This window comes from Alkalihalobacterium sp. APHAB7 (genome assembly GCF_048323755.1).
Lineage (GTDB): Bacteria > Bacillota > Bacilli > Bacillales > Bacillaceae_F > Alkalihalobacterium.
Genome location: NZ_JBLWFS010000018.1, coordinates 25,554 through 42,013, shown reverse-complemented (window position 1 = coordinate 42,013; position 16,460 = coordinate 25,554). Strand labels below are relative to the sequence as shown.

Annotated in this window: 14 protein-coding genes; 8 read left to right on the top strand and 6 right to left on the bottom strand. The window is 37.6% G+C overall.

What is annotated here, in order from left to right; translation table 11 throughout:
* Positions 1-49 precede the first annotated feature (49 nt).
* A complete protein-coding gene (locus ACNSTQ_RS16090; protein ID WP_275117422.1) occupies positions 50-310 on the top strand; it encodes a DUF2535 family protein in 261 nt (86 codons plus the stop codon).
* A 90-nt stretch (positions 311-400) separates the two neighbouring features.
* Here ACNSTQ_RS16090 and ACNSTQ_RS16085 read toward each other — a convergent pair whose 3' ends face one another.
* Positions 401-1,633 (bottom strand): aminopeptidase, encoded by a 1,233-nt coding sequence (locus ACNSTQ_RS16085; protein ID WP_418200837.1) that lies wholly within the window; start codon positions 1,631-1,633, stop codon positions 401-403.
* A gap of 145 nt (positions 1,634-1,778) precedes the next feature.
* The gene (locus tag ACNSTQ_RS16080) at positions 1,779-2,024 is read right to left on the bottom strand and encodes a DNA alkylation repair protein (RefSeq protein WP_418200836.1); all 246 of its coding nucleotides are present in this window, start codon (positions 2,022-2,024) and stop codon (positions 1,779-1,781) included.
* Between the two features lie 73 nt (positions 2,025-2,097).
* Between ACNSTQ_RS16080 and ACNSTQ_RS16075 the strand changes: the two genes are divergently transcribed.
* Together ACNSTQ_RS16075 and megL are read left to right on the top strand one after the other, a co-directional pair.
* Positions 2,098-2,625 carry an N-acetyltransferase family protein gene (locus ACNSTQ_RS16075; RefSeq protein ID WP_418200835.1) on the top strand — a complete coding sequence of 176 codons (528 nt, stop codon included), beginning with the start codon at positions 2,098-2,100 and terminating at the stop codon, positions 2,623-2,625.
* Positions 2,626-3,201: 576 nt separating this feature from the next.
* Complete coding sequence (gene megL / locus ACNSTQ_RS16070; protein WP_418200834.1) at positions 3,202-4,410, top strand: methionine gamma-lyase; 1,209 nt, start codon at positions 3,202-3,204, stop codon at positions 4,408-4,410.
* A 154-nt stretch (positions 4,411-4,564) separates the two neighbouring features.
* Here megL and ACNSTQ_RS16065 read toward each other — a convergent pair whose 3' ends face one another.
* Positions 4,565-5,386, bottom strand: coding sequence for a squalene/phytoene synthase family protein (locus ACNSTQ_RS16065; protein ID WP_418200833.1), 822 nt, complete (start codon positions 5,384-5,386; stop codon positions 4,565-4,567).
* 352 nt (positions 5,387-5,738) lie between these two features.
* Between ACNSTQ_RS16065 and ACNSTQ_RS16060 the strand changes: the two genes are divergently transcribed.
* Positions 5,739-5,981: a YuzF family protein gene (locus ACNSTQ_RS16060; RefSeq protein WP_275117416.1), complete on the top strand. Its 243-nt coding sequence runs from the start codon at positions 5,739-5,741 to the stop codon at positions 5,979-5,981.
* A 49-nt stretch (positions 5,982-6,030) separates the two neighbouring features.
* Positions 6,031-6,927 carry a manganese catalase family protein gene (locus ACNSTQ_RS16055; protein WP_418200832.1) on the top strand — a complete coding sequence of 299 codons (897 nt, stop codon included), beginning with the start codon at positions 6,031-6,033 and terminating at the stop codon, positions 6,925-6,927.
* A gap of 29 nt (positions 6,928-6,956) precedes the next feature.
* On the opposite strand, the gene ACNSTQ_RS16050 is transcribed toward ACNSTQ_RS16055, so the two are convergent.
* Positions 6,957-8,774, bottom strand: a complete 1,818-nt coding sequence (locus ACNSTQ_RS16050; RefSeq protein WP_418200831.1) for a DNA ligase D — start codon at positions 8,772-8,774, stop codon at positions 6,957-6,959.
* A gap of 173 nt (positions 8,775-8,947) precedes the next feature.
* Here ACNSTQ_RS16050 and ACNSTQ_RS16045 point away from each other — a divergent pair, with 173 nt between their 5' ends.
* Positions 8,948-9,796: a Ku protein gene (locus ACNSTQ_RS16045; protein WP_418200830.1), complete on the top strand. Its 849-nt coding sequence runs from the start codon at positions 8,948-8,950 to the stop codon at positions 9,794-9,796.
* A gap of 65 nt (positions 9,797-9,861) precedes the next feature.
* On the opposite strand, the gene ACNSTQ_RS16040 is transcribed toward ACNSTQ_RS16045, so the two are convergent.
* Positions 9,862-10,650, bottom strand: coding sequence for an HAD family hydrolase (locus ACNSTQ_RS16040; protein ID WP_418200829.1), 789 nt, complete (start codon positions 10,648-10,650; stop codon positions 9,862-9,864).
* A 273-nt stretch (positions 10,651-10,923) separates the two neighbouring features.
* Between ACNSTQ_RS16040 and ACNSTQ_RS16035 the strand changes: the two genes are divergently transcribed.
* On the top strand, positions 10,924-13,749 hold the full coding sequence (locus ACNSTQ_RS16035) for a 2-oxoglutarate dehydrogenase E1 component (protein WP_418200828.1): 2,826 nt from the start codon (positions 10,924-10,926) through the stop codon (positions 13,747-13,749).
* A 3-nt stretch (positions 13,750-13,752) separates the two neighbouring features.
* Positions 13,753-14,979, top strand: coding sequence for a 2-oxoglutarate dehydrogenase complex dihydrolipoyllysine-residue succinyltransferase (gene odhB / locus ACNSTQ_RS16030; RefSeq protein WP_418200827.1), 1,227 nt, complete (start codon positions 13,753-13,755; stop codon positions 14,977-14,979).
* A 432-nt stretch (positions 14,980-15,411) separates the two neighbouring features.
* On the opposite strand, the gene splB is transcribed toward odhB, so the two are convergent.
* Positions 15,412-16,440, bottom strand: a complete 1,029-nt coding sequence (splB, locus tag ACNSTQ_RS16025) for a spore photoproduct lyase (RefSeq protein WP_418200826.1) — start codon at positions 16,438-16,440, stop codon at positions 15,412-15,414.
* Between the last annotated feature and the right edge of the window lie 20 nt (positions 16,441-16,460).

Genomic DNA, 16,460 nt, shown 5'->3' with positions numbered 1-16,460 from the left:
AAGAAAATGAGTTATTCTATTTATAGAACAATATTGGGGTGGTAAATGTATGGCAACAAAAAAATTAGAACTGTTTCATATGAGTGGACAGAAATATAAAATAGTCGACATACCTGTTGTAAATCAAGATGTCTTTGTTGTTAATTACTATTTACAGTTATTAATTGATGATATTGAGAGAAGCGCAAAGCCAAAAGGGATTTATTCTTTCTCGAGTTTTGTTATAGGAAAGTGCGGCTTAAAAGAATATAACAAAATGAAATCTCTTAGTATTACGAAAACTCTACACCAATTAGACGCCCCTAGTTAATATATAGAATTAATATAAAAAGATAAAAAGAAGCTACGCCTGCCTAGATAAGGAGACGTAGCTTTTTTCTTTTGCTATCGGTACATTATATTAAAATGCCCAATTTCCATTTCTAAATAATGGTTCACGCTCACCGTCCGCTGTAATTCCATCGATATTCATGTCCGCAGAACCGATCATGAAATCAACGTGTGTAATACTAGTGTTTAAGCCATTCTTTTGTAATTCTTCTTTAGACATCGTTTTTCCACCTTCAAGGTTAAACGCGTAGGCACTTCCTAGAGCTAAGTGGTTAGATGCATTTTCATCAAATAATGTATTGTAGAAAATAACATTTGAGTTTGAGATCGGTGAATCATGTGGTACTAAAGCGACTTCACCTAAATAAGCCGAACCTTCATCTGTTTCAACTAGGCGTTTTAGTGTTTCATAGCCTTCGTCAGCTGAATATTCTACAACTTTTCCATCTTTGAATGTTAAAGAAAAGTTTTGAATAAGTGTTCCACCATAGTTTAATGGTTTCGTACTAGATACTGTTCCGTTAACGCCGTCTTTCTTCGCAGCTGTAAACACTTCTTCGGTTGGTAAGTTAGCAACGAAGTATACATTTTGTTCGTTGTTACTTCCTGCACCAGCCCATAAGTGTTTTTCAGGTAGTTCAATTGTTAAGTCAGTACCAGGAGCTGTATAGTGAAGCTTTTGGAAACGCTTATTGTTTAGGAATTCAACTTTACTCGTAAGGTTTTCGCAATGCTCTTTCCATGCTGAAACAGGATCTTCTAGTTCAACGCGTGTTGCGCTGAAAATTGCATTCCACAGTTTTTCAACCGCTGCTTCTTCAGAATCATTAGGGAACACTTTTTGAGCCCAGCCCGGTGCAGATGCCGCGATCACTGTCCAACTGATTTTGTCAGATTGAACATACGAACGGAATGTATCCATCGCTTGACCAGATGCTTTGTTCGCATTAGCAATACGCTCAGGGTTTACACCTTTCAGTAAGTCTGGATTACTAGCGACGATACTCATAAAAGCAGCACCATTTTCGGCCATTTCTTCATATCCCTTTGCTTTCCAAAGTGGAAACTCATGAAAAGCTTCATCCGGGGCATTCTTATATTTAATTAATGTTAGTTCTTCGTCATTCCATTCAACATGGACATTTTTTGCACCAGCGTCATAAGCTTTCTTCGCTACAAGTCGAACAAAGTCTGTAGCTGCAAGTGGTGCATTGATCACTAAAGTTTGACCTTCTTGAATATTGACACCAACTTTTACGGCTAATTCAGCATACTTTTCAAGTTTTGATTGTAAATTCTCCATTTATTTCCCTCGCTTATGTATAATTTCTATTACAAGAGTATTTTAACAGTTTATTTTCGTTTTGAAAAAGGAAACCGTCACTTTAATTAAATGATATGAAATAAAAAAGAGGGTTATAGCCCTCTCTTGTTAAAAACAACTGAAATTAACGATTATTTTTTCCGTACTGTACAAACATTCGCTCGTCTTCAATGAGTCCACATGCACCACACTGTATTTTTAATGAAGGACCACGGTAAGGCAGATGAAAAGGATCGAGTTTTTCGTTTGAATACTCTTCCACTACATCACCTGTTTGTGGGTTCAGTTTAACAGCTTGAGCTATTTGTTCAATACGGTTAAAACGGGATCGGTTGGTTTTACAATTAGGACATAAATATGGTTCCGCCATAAGTAACACCTCCTAATCACAGTATTTCCATTTTATTTTATGAATACTCTATCTAGAGAAAGAAGGGGAAACTATGAATATAAGATTAGCTCAATTTAAAGATGTTCAAGTGATTGCCGATATTCATGTTGCAAGTTGGAAGACAACCTACAAAGGAATCGTTTCCGAAGAATATTTGGATTCATTAAAAGTGGAAGATCGACAGGAAATGTGGAAGCGAGTTCTTTCTACCGAGAACCATCCAACTACTGTTCTTGTGATTGAAGAAGATGATAAAGTTTTTGGGTTTGCGGCTGTTGGTAAAGAACGAACAGGAAATTTTCCAGGAATTGATGGTGAGCTGTTCGCAATCTATTTATACGAAAATGCGCAACGAAAAGGTGGAGGAAAGCAGCTGGTTGGAAAGGCTGCAGAGGTATTAAAGGACAACGGATGTCAAGCGCTAGTAGTTTGGGTCCTCGACGACAATCCGGCTAAACGTTTTTACGAAGAAGCATTAAATGGAGAATTTTTAGTAAGTGAAGACATTGAAATCGGCGGGCAATCATATAAAGAAGCTGCATACGGTTGGTATAGTTTGGATCAGTTGATTTCTAGATAAGGGAAAATAAAGTCTGTTTTGTTTTCGATGATGTCGCTGCAGCAGGTTGACTTGATTTGAATTAAAATAAATACTTGGAAAATCATATGTTCTTCTGGCAGGTGGTATCTAATGAGGCTGACTATAGGGTGAAATTAGTAACCTGTTCTAGTCAGCCTCTTCGTCATTCTAAAAATTAATGGATTGAACCACCCTAGATGGAAGTATTAAAAAGTCAGGGCAGTGATTAGTGAGCGGAATAGGGAAAAACTAGGAGAAAGCGTGAACGAAAAGTGCAGAATGATGAGCAGTGGAGGAAAAAACTAGGAGGAAGCATCAACCAAAAGCAATGATTGGAGCACATAAAGGAATAAATCATGAAAGAATTTAACCAATAGCTTGATGTTTAAGTCGGGACCAACTTTGGCTTATAAGTCCCCACTAAAGCTAGTTTGGTTAACTTCTATAGCTCAAAGCAACAATTATTGAGACAAATTAATAAGATTAGAAGTTGTGGCTTTTGTGTATTTTCTTAAAAAAATGTAAGCGTTACCATTGACCGAATGATGCTTTCATAGAATAATATAAAAGGAGAGAATGAGAAATAATCGTAGAAGGGTGATTGTTTTGAAAAACTACAGATTAGAAACAGAGGTCATTCACAAAGGTTATGATAGTCAATCTTTTCAAGGGAGTTTAACACCACCGCTTTTTCAATCCTCAACATTCACAATGAAATCGGCTGAGCAAGGTGAACGCCGGTTTGCAGGAGAAGAAGAAGGCTATGTATACTCCAGATTAGGAAACCCGACGGTAACCGTCCTAGAAGAACGAATTGCTGAATTAGAAGGAGGAGAAGCAGGGCTTGCTTTTAGTTCGGGTATGGCTGCTGTTTCTGCGACACTATTTGGACTTGTTCGTTCAGGAGACCATATCCTTGTCTCAGAAGGAGTTTATGGGTGTACGTATGGCTTATTAGAGTTGTTAAAAGACCGCTTTAATGTGGACTATGACTTAATTGAAATGGATGAAGAAGAGCAGATTCGTTCCTATATTCGACCTGAAACGAAAGTGATTTATATTGAAACACCGATTAACCCGACGATGAAATTAGTAGATCTTGAGTTAGTTTGCAAGGTTGGGAAAGAGTTTGAAGCTAGAGTAGTGGTTGATAATACATTTGCCACCCCATATTTACAAAGACCGATAACCTTTGGTGCTGATGTCGTGGTTCATAGTGCGACTAAATATATTAGTGGGCACGGCGATGTTGTTGCTGGTCTCATGGTTGGAAGTCAAGAATTTGTTAATGAAGTTCGTATGACTACGCAGAAAGACATCGGTGGAATTATTAGTCCGTTTGATGCTTGGTTGTTAATTCGTGGCTTAAAGACGCTCCCAGTTCGAATGGATCGCCATTGTACGAATGCTTTGAAACTAGCAGATAAAATGAAAGCGCATCCAAAAATAAAAGATATTATTTTCCCAGGAGATGATCACTTTCCGCAAGCTAAAATTGTTAAATCGCAAATGAAGCAAGCAGGTGGAATGATAAGTTTCTTAATTGATGGTGGAAAAGAAACTGCACAACGATTTATGAATGAATTACAGTTAATAAAAATTGCTGTAAGTTTAGGTGATGCAGAGACGCTTATTCAGCATCCAGCAACGATGACACATTCTGTAGTACCAGAAGAAAAGCGCGAGAAGATGGGGATTGGGCACGACTTGATCCGTTTATCTGTTGGCTTAGAAGCATGGGAAGATATCTGGGCAGATATCGAGCAAGCATTAGAGAAAATATAGTTGGTTATTTTTTATATACGTCCCGTCGCCTGAATTGAAGTTTATAAGGAAGCGACATCATTAAAAGGATGACTCGAGCAAAGTGAGGCCTAGCTGCACTATGAGTCATCCTTTTGTTGTTGATTTATTTCAGGTTATCCAATTTTATTAATTTTTACTCTGCAACAACCTCGTTTACAATTTGCATTACAGAGTTACGTGTTAGCTTTTCTTGTCCTGCTTCAATAGCGTCTAGTGTACTAAAAGCGAGCGCTAACGGAATTTTGCAGAAATAATAAACAGGTCCAACTGTTAATTCTTTCGTATATTCGTCTCCAAGATTAAGATTTCTCCGGGCATATGTAAACATATCTTTCATTTCCCATCCATCTGGGAAGAAGTCTACATCGTCTCGAGATAAGTCTTCTTCACGATTGCGGATCATGTTAACAGCTTGTAGGCCTCGCCCGAACCCAATTGCAAGATCTCGATCACATTCCGTCCCGTCGTACCATTTCCAAAGATCTGACAGCATTACTCCTACTAAACCTGCCACGTAATAGGTGTATTCATCTAAATCTTCCTCAGTCTCAATGTTGAAGGCTTTGTTCACCCACTTCCCCATTCCTTTTGCCATCTCGGAAGTTGCGCTTAATACGGCAGGAGTTGCAGATTCAGGGCATAATTCAATCCAGTCGTTAAGGTCTAGTGTGACTTCTGGTAAAGAAGATTTGTAAGGTTTAAATAAGGTAGCTAATTCAGCTTCATCGAAAGGTTTTTTTAACAAAACACTGACTTGATTTAATAAGTTAACTTTTACTTCTGTTGAAAGTACAGCACTGTCTTCAATTTCGTCGATTGCCCTCATACAAAGATAAGCAGACATGACAGCTTCTTCTAATTCATCCGGTAATTTGCTAATAGGAATAAAAAATGTCCGACTCGTTTCCATTAATACTCGCTTCGCTCGATCATAAAGATTTTTTTTATCGGTCATGTAGTGTACCTTCCTTTCAAATGGCTTCATATTTAAAATTTTAGACTAAAACTGACTGAATTACCAGAAACACCACTATTTCTACTTTTTAAAATGGCTGTTTTCATAAAATTTGTTGCTTTTGGACCGTTTTACACGCACAGCGTGCAGAGCTAAGCATCCGCTTGGCTACGGTCTAAAAGCAAGGCGCAACAACCTTTGAGTAAAGAGCCTTTGAGTTTAAAGAGGTTATTGTACGAGTTAATTTGTCCTGCATTATTCCAAATAACTGAGAACAGAAATAATTGGTATGGTACATGCACAATGCATCATAGAATGGGAGCGACTGACAAAATAGAAGGGAGTCGTTACCATGAATCATCATCAAGGTCATCAGCACGGTCACGCGAGCGCTCCGCAAATGATTTCATTAGTTGACCCTTACGTATATCAGACGTTACAAACAATTATCGGCAGAACTGTCGTTGTTCAAACCGCCCAAGGTAATATTCGTGGCGCATTAACTGATGTTAAGCCTGATCATGTGGTTGTAGATGTTGCAGGTTCACCTTTTTTTATTCGGACTCAAAGTATTATTTGGGTACTGCCACAGTAAATTATCATTTAAGCTTCCAATTGGTTAGGGGAGAAGGAGGAGACGGTTTGTGATAATACGTTTTGATAAGATGTTAATAGACTTACCAAGGCCTGAATATTCTGATCCAAATGGTGCTTCCGCTGTCCAAGAGTTACTTGGTGGAAAATTTGGTGAAATGTCAACATTGAATAATTATATGTACCAATCGTTTAACTTTCGTAATAAAAAGAAGTTTAAACCGTTTTATGATTTAGTTGCAAGTATTACAGCTGAAGAATTTGGTCATGTTCAGCTAGTATCTAATACAATCAATATTATGTTGAATAATACAACATTCCCTGGGGATCCGGATATCGCCCCGATGCAAACGGCAAAAGATTTAAGGTTTCATCACCATTTTATAGACACGGCACAAACAGCAAAACCAGCTGATTCACATGGTCGGCCGTGGACAGGAGACAATGTTTTTAATAGTGGTAATTTATTATTAGATTTAATTCATAACTTCTTCCTAGAGTGCGGGGCAAGAACACATAAGATGCGTGTATATGAGATGACTGAAAATCCGACTGCACGTGAAATGATCGGCTATTTACTTGTACGTGGCGGAGTTCATATCGTTGCGTATGCAAAGGCTATTGAAGTGGTTACAGGTGTCGATATGACCAAGATGCTTCCGATTCCTAATTTAAGTAACCGTGCGTTTGAAACAGCGCAGAAATTTGAAGATGAAGGTATTCATACGAAGTTATATACATGGAGTCCGACAGACTTCCGTGATATTAATAAAATTTGGAAGGGAACTCACCCAGAAGATGGAAAACCATTAGAAGTTATTATTGGAGCGCCAGAAGGAGCTCCAACGCCGGATTATGAAGAATTACCAGAAGAATTTGCTCCTGGTATTTCAGCTGAGGATTATCAGGAAATTGTAAAACGCTTAATGCGTTCTGCTGGATTATAAATAACGGGTGCCAAGCGCACCTGTTTTTATTACTTTTTTTGAGTCAAAAACTCGATCACTTGATCTAATGGTTGATCGACGTAGAAATAATCTTCAAACGGACAACCTTTTTTATTTAAGCGCTTAATAATTGTATCAATCGTAAAGTGAGTAGGTGCTAACTGTTCATTAACTTCCTCCCAAAATAACGGGGTAGCAACGGTTGCTTCTTTACGTCCTCTTGCAGAATAAGGAGCGATAATCGTTTTTCCTTCTGCGTGTTGAATATAATCAACATAGAGTCTTTTACCGCGATTTTTTTTCATTCGTTCGATCGTAAATAAATTTGGCTCTGTGGAAACGAGAAAATCAGCAACAAATGAAGTAAATATACGTGTTTCTTCAAACGTATATTTCCCTCCTTTTAAAGGTAAATGCACTTGAATACCTTTACCACCAGATGTTTTTACAAAAGGGTGTAGACCGAGCTGATCACATATTTCTTTAATTATGCGCGCTCCTTTTACAGCAACTTGAAAGTCATCGACGGAATGTGGATCTAAGTCGAATACAATCTCTCTCGGTATTTGAGAATTAATGGTTTGAAAAGGTATATGAAATTCGATGGCCCCTTGATTTCCTAACCATAGGAGCGTATCAAAGGATTGACATACGATATAGTTAATTCCTTCATGCACGGAAGCATCAACAAATGAAGGAGCATAGTCTGGAATGTTCTTTTGGAAAAATGCTTCTCCCTCAACACCGTTAGGATAACGAACAACAGTTAAATGACGATCTTTTAAAAAGGGCAAAAAATAAGGTGCAATGTTTTTAATGTATTCAATATAATCTTGTTTTGTAAAAGATAAAGCTTTCCAATAAACTTTGTCAGGGCTAGTGATTTCAACTTCATGTTGGGTGATGACTGGAGGTTGCTTGTTATTTTGTAACTGGTCAATAGTACAAGCCTCATACGATAGATCGAAGCGAAATCGTTCAAAAGAAGGTTCTCTCAGTTGTTCTTTATAAAATTGCAAGTATTTAATTTCTATACATATTCCAGGATCAACGTTTATAAATTGCTTATTTTCACTCGATTTATTTTTCTTTACCGTTTCAATTAATGCTCGTTCTTCCTCGCTTTTCATACCATGTTTAAATAAACCAATCGGTACTATTTGTCCGTCCTGCCATAATCCAACGTGGAAGTAGCCATTCTCTTTTTCTAATGCTGTTATAAAACAATTAATTCGCTTATAGTTCTTTATTTTCAACCACGAGCGTGTTCGTCCATTTTCCCATTTACTATGATCCAGTTTAGCGATGACGCCTTCACTATCATGTAGGATTGCTTGCTCCCATATAGGGTGAAACGAGTCATAGGATGGAACGAACTTAAACGTTCGTTCGTGTTGAAATTCTTCTTTTTTAAACAATTGATACAACTTTTGCTTCCGATCTGAATAGCTTTCGTTTTTAAGGTCTTGTCCACCAAGTTCTATTATGTCAAAGATACAAAAAGTCACAGGATGATTTTGAGACTCTCGCTTTATCGTTTCTTCATTTCGTAATCTTCCTCGTCTTTGTATGGCTTCAAAGTCTCCTTTTAATTCATTTTCTAGAACAACGATCTCACCGTCTAATTCAAGAGGAAGTAAATCCTTTATGTTGGGCTGAATGTTTACCCCAGCAGCAACGAGTTCAGGAAAATGCTCATTTAAAGGCCGTCCATTTTTACTAATAAGCGAAAACTCGGTGGTACTCCATTTGAGGAGACACCGATACCCATCATATTTAATTTCAAATCTCCACTTCTCCCCGACTGGCGTTTCAAATGACAGTGTCGGACTCATTGGTTTTTTCATGATTTACGATCCTTTCTCTTTCAAATCATTATTAGCTTACCCAGATGATCGTGTACTAAGTGGTGAGGAATTCAAATTGCCATAAAGAAACTGCTTTTATCATTGAACGTTTTACATAATTCATAACAAGCACCAAATAATAAGGAGTAAAATGACAGAAAGAAGGCCTATAAATGCATACAGTTTGGAGAGGTAGTATTAGTTTTGGTTTAGTTAACATTCCAATAAAACTTCATGCAGCAACAGAAAATAAAGACATTAAATTGCGTAACTTACATGCTGAGTGTAAAACCCCTCTAAAATACGAGAAAAAATGTCCGGTTTGTGAAAAAGAAGTGGGAAATGAAGAAATTGTGAAAGCATATGAGTATGCCAAAAATAAATTTGTCATTCTTGATGAGGATGATCTTGAAAAATTAAGAAAAGAAAATGAAGATAAAGCAGTTGAAATTATTGATTTTGTAAAGCTTGAAGAAATTGACCCTATTTACTTTGAACGTAGTTACTTTATTGCACCGAATGAAGGGGGAACAAAAGCTTATACGTTATTACGAAAAGCTCTTCAGGATTCGGGTAAAATTGGTATCGCAAAAATTATTATTCGTTCCAAAGAACATCTAGCGGTCGTTCGTGTTTATAATAATACACTCGTGATGGAAACGATTCATTTTCCAGATGAAGTTCGAAACGAGGCGGATGTTCCAAATGTACCGAGTAGTGATGATGTGACAGATAAAGAACTAGAGACAGCAAAAATGTTAATTGATCAGTTGACCACAGAATTTGATCCTGAAAAGTACCATGATGATTATCGAAATGCCTTAATGGAATTAATTGAACAGAAGAAAAATGGTGAAGAGGTCGTAACGGCTACAGATAAGAAAGCACCAGCAGCGACAGGGAATGTCACAGATCTAATGGCTGCCTTACAAGCATCCATTGACAAAACGAAAACAAAAACGAAACCAGCAGCAACTACAACAACAAAAAAGAAAATGGTGAAAGCAAAAAAGAACGCATAATGAAAAAAGAACCAAAAGAGGCTCGCCGTACAATAGGCAAGCCTCTTCAGCTGTTTAAGTGTTGTTTAAAGTTGTTTTAACAATGATGGAAGCTCTGACAATTCTTTTATAGTATAGGTTGGGTGAATATCGTCAACGATGTCTTTGTTATCACGGTTAATCCACACATTTCTCATCCCTATTTTGTTAGATCCAATAATATCGGTATGTAAATTATCACCGACCATCACCGCTTCATCTTTCGTTAATCCAGTCAAATATAAGCAGTGCTCAAAAATGGCAGGTTCCGGTTTACCGCGTCCAAAAGCACCAGAAATGACAATGTGATCAAAGTAAGGAACTAACTCAGGAGTCATATCCAGTTTTTCGTTTTGTAATTCTGGAGAGCCATTTGTTAATAATAAGAGTTGATAGTCTTCTTTTAATTTCTCTAATAGTGTGAACGTATCCTCGTATACGAATGGTAGCGTTCTTCGTTTTTTTGCAAACAACTCCCCGAGTTCAGCGCCAAATGCAGGGTCTTCAATTCCTAGTGTTTTTAACCCTTGTGTCCAAGCATCTGTTCGGTATTGCAGGACAATTTCCTTCATTTTTCGGAAATTTACATTGATTTTATCATCAAAGTTCCCCCATAAACCTTCAAATGGATTGATCCCAATCATTTGCGTGAATTCATACGTTTCATATTGACTGTATAACTGACGGGCCGCTTTTCTTACCGCGTCTTCTAATCGATCAATATTTACATCGTATTTATCTGATGCTGCCTCACAAGTAGCTTTGAATGATTCCGCTACGCTTTTTTTATCCCATAATAATGTATCATCTAAGTCAAAAATAACAGCCTTTACCATACTCCATCTCCACTCCTTTAGAATTCTTTTTGTCTACTATTGATTGTACTACAAAAAATGAATTTGAAAATTAGAAAAACTTCAAATTTTTATTTACGCCAAAAATATTGTTTGTATTTTGGCATAACGGTAATTGTATTTATGTATTCATTATAGTAATAGTAGTAATTTTAGCATTTATTTGAAGGCTGTTTTCGTAATCTTGAGAAAAGAGTCATTTTAAAGATTAATAAAAGGACCATCAAACCAATGTCTAATGTTGGAGGAATTGATATGAACAAAAAACAGTCAAAGCAACTGAAGCTTTGGCAACAGTTTCACGGTCCCAATTTAGGATATGTTCTTGAAAGGTACGAAGAATTATCAAAAGATCTTAAAGCTGGAAGTGAGACTTCTTATGAGGGGATCGAAACGAGTGAGCAAGAAAATGAAGGGCAAAAGACCGAGATACCTTCCACTTCGTATGAAAAGGTAGCATCAGCCATCAAGATGGCAGATGCGATACGACAAAATGGTCATATGATAGCTGATATTTATCCTTTTCCGGTTGTGAAAAAGGAAGGACATAAATTTTATTTAGAAAGGTTTCAGTTAACGGAAGAGGATTTATTAAAGATCCCGTATCAAGTGTTATGTCCTTACTCACCGCCTCAAGTCTCAACAGGAAAAGAAGCGATTGAATATTTGAAGGATGTGTATACAAACACACTGGCCTTCGAGTTTAGTCATGTGCATGAGGAATACGAGCGTGAGTGGTTAACGGAAATGGTGGAATCAGGGGCTATATATCGCCCTCTAACAATAGAAGGACGAAAAGCACTGTTTGAACGATTGGCTGAAGTTCAAGAGTTTGAAACATTTTTACATCGAACCTTTGTAGGTCAAAAGCGATTTTCGATTGAAGGTTTAGATACCCTCATTCCGATCCTTGACAGCGCTGTTGAAGAAGCCGTTCAAGAAGGTGTTAATAATATTATGGTTGGTATGGCTCATCGTGGTCGATTAAACGTGCTAGCCCATGTCCTAGGAAAACCGTATGAATTAATTTTTTCAGAGTTTCTGCATGCACCAAATAAGAATTTAGTTCCATCAGAGGGTTCGATTGGAATTAATTATGGATGGAGCGGAGATGTGAAGTACCATCTAGGCGCCAACCGAAAAATTTCAGATAGAAAAACAGAGCAAGCGAAGTTAACGTTAGCGAATAACCCAAGTCACCTTGAATTTGTTAACCCAGTCGTTGAAGGATTTACGCGAGCCTCACAAGACGTGCGGAGCAACCGCGGGCTCCCAACGCATGATGTTTCTCAAGCCTTTTCCATCTTAATTCATGGTGACGCAGCATTCCCCGGTCAAGGAATAGTTGCTGAAACTCTCAATCTTAGTCGTTTGCAAGGCTATCAAACTGGCGGGACGATTCATATTATTGCCAATAACTTAATTGGTTTTACAACAGATACAGGTGATTCCCGTTCAACTCGTTACGCGAGTGACCTGGCCAAAGGATTTGAAATTCCAATCATCCATGTAAATGCTGATGACCCAGAAGCTTGTTTAGCTGCTATTCATTTAGCGTTTCAATATAAAATGCGCTTTAAAAAAGATATCATCATTGATTTAGTCGGTTATCGTCGGTACGGTCATAATGAAATGGATGAACCGATGATGACACAACCAAGAATGTACTCACAAATAAAGGACCATCCTACCGTAAAAACGATTTACGGAAATAACTTATTGAAAAATGGTGTGATAACACAAGACGAAATAGATAGGATTGAAATCTCCATTCAAGGATCGCTTGAAAGTGCTTATGAAAAAATGAAACAAGTAAAACAACAAGTAAAGCGAGAAATAGACGTACCGAAAAAGATTAGAGAAGGTCTACCCAAGATTGAAACAAAAGTAGAGGCAAATGAACTGATAAGGATAAATGAAGATCTATTAAAGTGGCCGAATCAATTTAAAGCCAATGAAAAACTTGAACGTATTTTAAAGAGACGCTTACAATCATTCGGGGAACAAGGAAAGGTGGATTGGGGATTCGCCGAAACGCTAGCCTTTGCAACCATTCTAAAGGACGGAATACCGATTAGAATTACAGGGCAAGACTCAGAACGGGGAACTTTTGCACAACGGCATCTTATATTACATGATCGAGAGACTGGAGAGAAGTATTCACCGCTGCATCGTTTACCTCAAGCCAAAGCTTCTTTTGCGATCCATAATAGCCCGCTTTCTGAAGCCGCAGTCGTTGGCTTCGAGTATGGTTATAATGTTTTTGCACCAGAAACGTTAGTGCTGTGGGAGGCGCAATATGGTGATTTTGCAAACTCAGCCCAAGTGTTAATGGACCAGTTTATTTCCGCAGGGAGAGCCAAGTGGGGGCAACGATCGGGGCTGGTCATGCTTTTACCGCATGGATACGAAGGTCAAGGACCTGAGCATTCAAGCGCTAGATTAGAACGCTTTCTTCAATTATCTGCAGAAAACAACTGGACGATCGCCAATGTATCTACAGCCGCTCAATATTTTCATATCTTGCGTCGACAGGCTGCCAGTTTACAGATGGATGAAGTAAGACCGCTCATTATCATGACACCTAAAAGCATGTTGCGCCATTCAAGGACAGCTTCGACCATCAAAGAACTGAGCAAAGGTTCTTTTCAATCTTTTGTCGCCACGCTCCCTAAACAAAAAGGCCATGAAGACAAAGTGAAGAGAATTATTTTTTCTTCAGGAAAAATGGGTGTTGAACTGAGTGAGAAGATCGAAAAGTTAGAAGAAGAGGAACAAGAACAACTACATCATATTAGTATTGAAGAATTATATCCTTTTCCATTCCAGTCGTTAAAGGAATTCGTGAAAAAGTTCTCAAAAGTGGAAGAAGTATTTTGGGTACAAGAGGAACCGAAAAATATGGGAGCCTGGACTTATATTGAGCCGAAATTAAGAAATCTTTTTAAAGAAAGAACATCCATTCAATATATCGGAAGGGTTGCCAGATCAAGTCCTGCAGAAGGAGATCCTAATATTCATAAAAAAGATCAAGAACGAATTGTAAATGAGGCGATACAGTTCAGAGGGAAAGGAGATTAAAAGGTGGAGATAAAAGTACCTGAATTATCTGAAACGATTACTGAAGGAACAATTATCAAATGGTTAAAGCAACCTGGTGAATTTGTTGATAAAGGTGAATATGTCGTTGAACTTGAAACAGATAAAGTAAATGTAGAGATTACTAGTGAAGTATCGGGTGTCTTAGAAGAACATAGCAAGGAAGAAGGAGATACAGTCCAAGTAGGCGAAACGCTTGCTATTGTGAAAGAAGGTAAAAACGAAGATCAGAACAGCACCGATGATGAAACTAGTTCTACAGAGGACAGGGAACATACTAAAGATAACAAAGACTCTAAACATAAAGAAGGGGAAAAAGATAAACGTAAGGACCCGATTGCTTCTCCTGCAGCAAGAAAATTAGCTCGGGAAAAAGGAATCAACTTAGAGGAGGTTACAGCAAAAGATCCATTAGGTCGGTTAAGAAAATCAGACATTGAGCTTTATAATAAAAATACAAGTCAAGCAGAAAAACAACCACTTCAAGAAAAGCCATCAAAGGAAGAAAATGAAGGTATCGAAAGAATTCCTATGTCTAGAAGACGGCAGACGATCGCTAAACGTCTCGTTGAAGCTCAGCAGTCTGCAGCCATGTTAACAACGTTTAATGAAGTCGACATGACAGCTGTAATGGAAATGAGAAGCCGACATAAAGAAGAATTTCAGGAAGAGTACGGAATCAAATTAGGGTTTATGTCATTCTTTACAAAAGCCGTTATTGCTGCCTTGAAAAAGTTCCCCTTACTGAACGCAGAAATTGAAGGGACAGATATCGTTAAGAAAAACTTCTATGATATTGGTGTGGCTGTTTCTACAGATGAAGGGTTAGTCGTTCCTGTTGTCCGTAATGCAGATCAACGGGATTTTGGTCAACTTGAAAGTGAGATTGCAAGACTTGCAGAAGCAGCTAGAAACCAAAGCTTAAAAATACAAGATTTGCAAGGTGGAACATTTACGATTACAAATGGCGGGATTTTCGGATCTTTACTATCTACACCGATACTTAATACACCTCAAGTTGGAATATTAGGTATGCATAAAATACAATGGAGACCTGTCGCTATAGACAAAGAGCAAATGGAGAATCGACCCATGATGTATATTGCTCTTTCTTATGATCATCGCATTATAGACGGAAAAGAAGCTGTCAGTTTTCTTGTCAAAGTTAAAGAACTATTGGAGAACCCTGAAAAACTAATGTTGCAAAGTTGAGTGAAAAAGCAACCTCCATGCTGATGCATGGAGGTTCTTTTTCTGGTTTAATAAAAAAAGGGACAAAATGTAATATAACAATTTTAAAAAACTAGTTGACTATTATATAACAGGGTAATATAATAGAAAACAAGAAGAAGGAATAAACAAAAAATTCAAACAAGGAGTTGTTTTTAATGAGAATGTCAACTGAGAATAAGAATAAAGGTCAATTTGAAGAAGTGCAGGAAGAGCAAACAATCCTTGATATGATCAACGATTACTACGCAAGAAACTAATTATTGTTTTCAATTTCCATTTACCATATATCACATACTTACCTCAACAAAAGAAGCCGTCTAACCCAGACGGCTTCTTTTGTATTTAGAAGGCTGATACTGTTATATTATCCTTGTTTTTTTTATATTTTTATTTTTCTGTTATAATACAACCTTATGTGAAATACTCGATTTTTGCATCAGGAAAATATTCATGAATATAGCTGTAGAGCGTCTCTTTTATTTCTTCTTGTTCATCTGTTTGATAAACATACTTTCCAATTCCGTATTTCCCCCATTTGTATTTTCGTTTTTCTTCATCTAATTCTAATTTCGTCATTGGATAATTTTTTTCGATGACACGTTTGGCTGGCTTCGTAAAGCGATGTTGGATTAATTCGAATGTCACATCTTTTTTCGCTTCTGCTGGTAACGTTTCATTTAGGGTAACAAACATTTTTTTGTACCCTTCTTGCCATCCTTCATGAAGATAGATAGGGGCAACAATAAACCCTAATGGATAACCTGCACGAGCCACTTTAGCAGCGGCTTCAATACGTTGCTGTAATGCCGAGGTTCCGGGTTCGAAATTTTTTATAATAAAGTCAGCGTTTACGCTAAAGCGAAAGCGAGTACGGCCATTATGTTCAGCATCAAGTAGATGGTCGACATGATGAAACTTTGTCACAAAACGTAACTTACCAAAATCAGACTTCCCAAAAAATTCGATTGCCCGTTTTAACGAATGGGTTAGGTGGTCGATTCCTACAATATCAGACGTACAAGATGCTTCAAATCGAGTGATTTCAGGAGCACGTTCATCCATATATTTTTGAGCTGCTTCTAGGATTTCATCGGTATTTACATACGTCCGTATATACGGTTTACTACCCATCGTCGTTTGTAAATAGCAATAATGACAGTGGCCCATACAACCTGTCGCGAACGGAATAGCATATTCAGCTGAAGGTTTAGACGTATCAAACTTTAACGTTCGTCTTACACCGACAACTAAAGTTGACTTGGCGGTTCGATATTTTTGAAAGTCATTGTCTCCAGGGATATTACGAACTTGATTATGTGACGTCGTTTCCCTAATTTCTAGACCCATTTTTTCGAATTTTTCTTTAAGTTCTCTTCCAAGCTCATATTCGAGTGCTTGAGGTTCAATATAGACGAGTTGAGGTACAAATGGTTTGATCATAAGTCACTTCCTTCATTGGC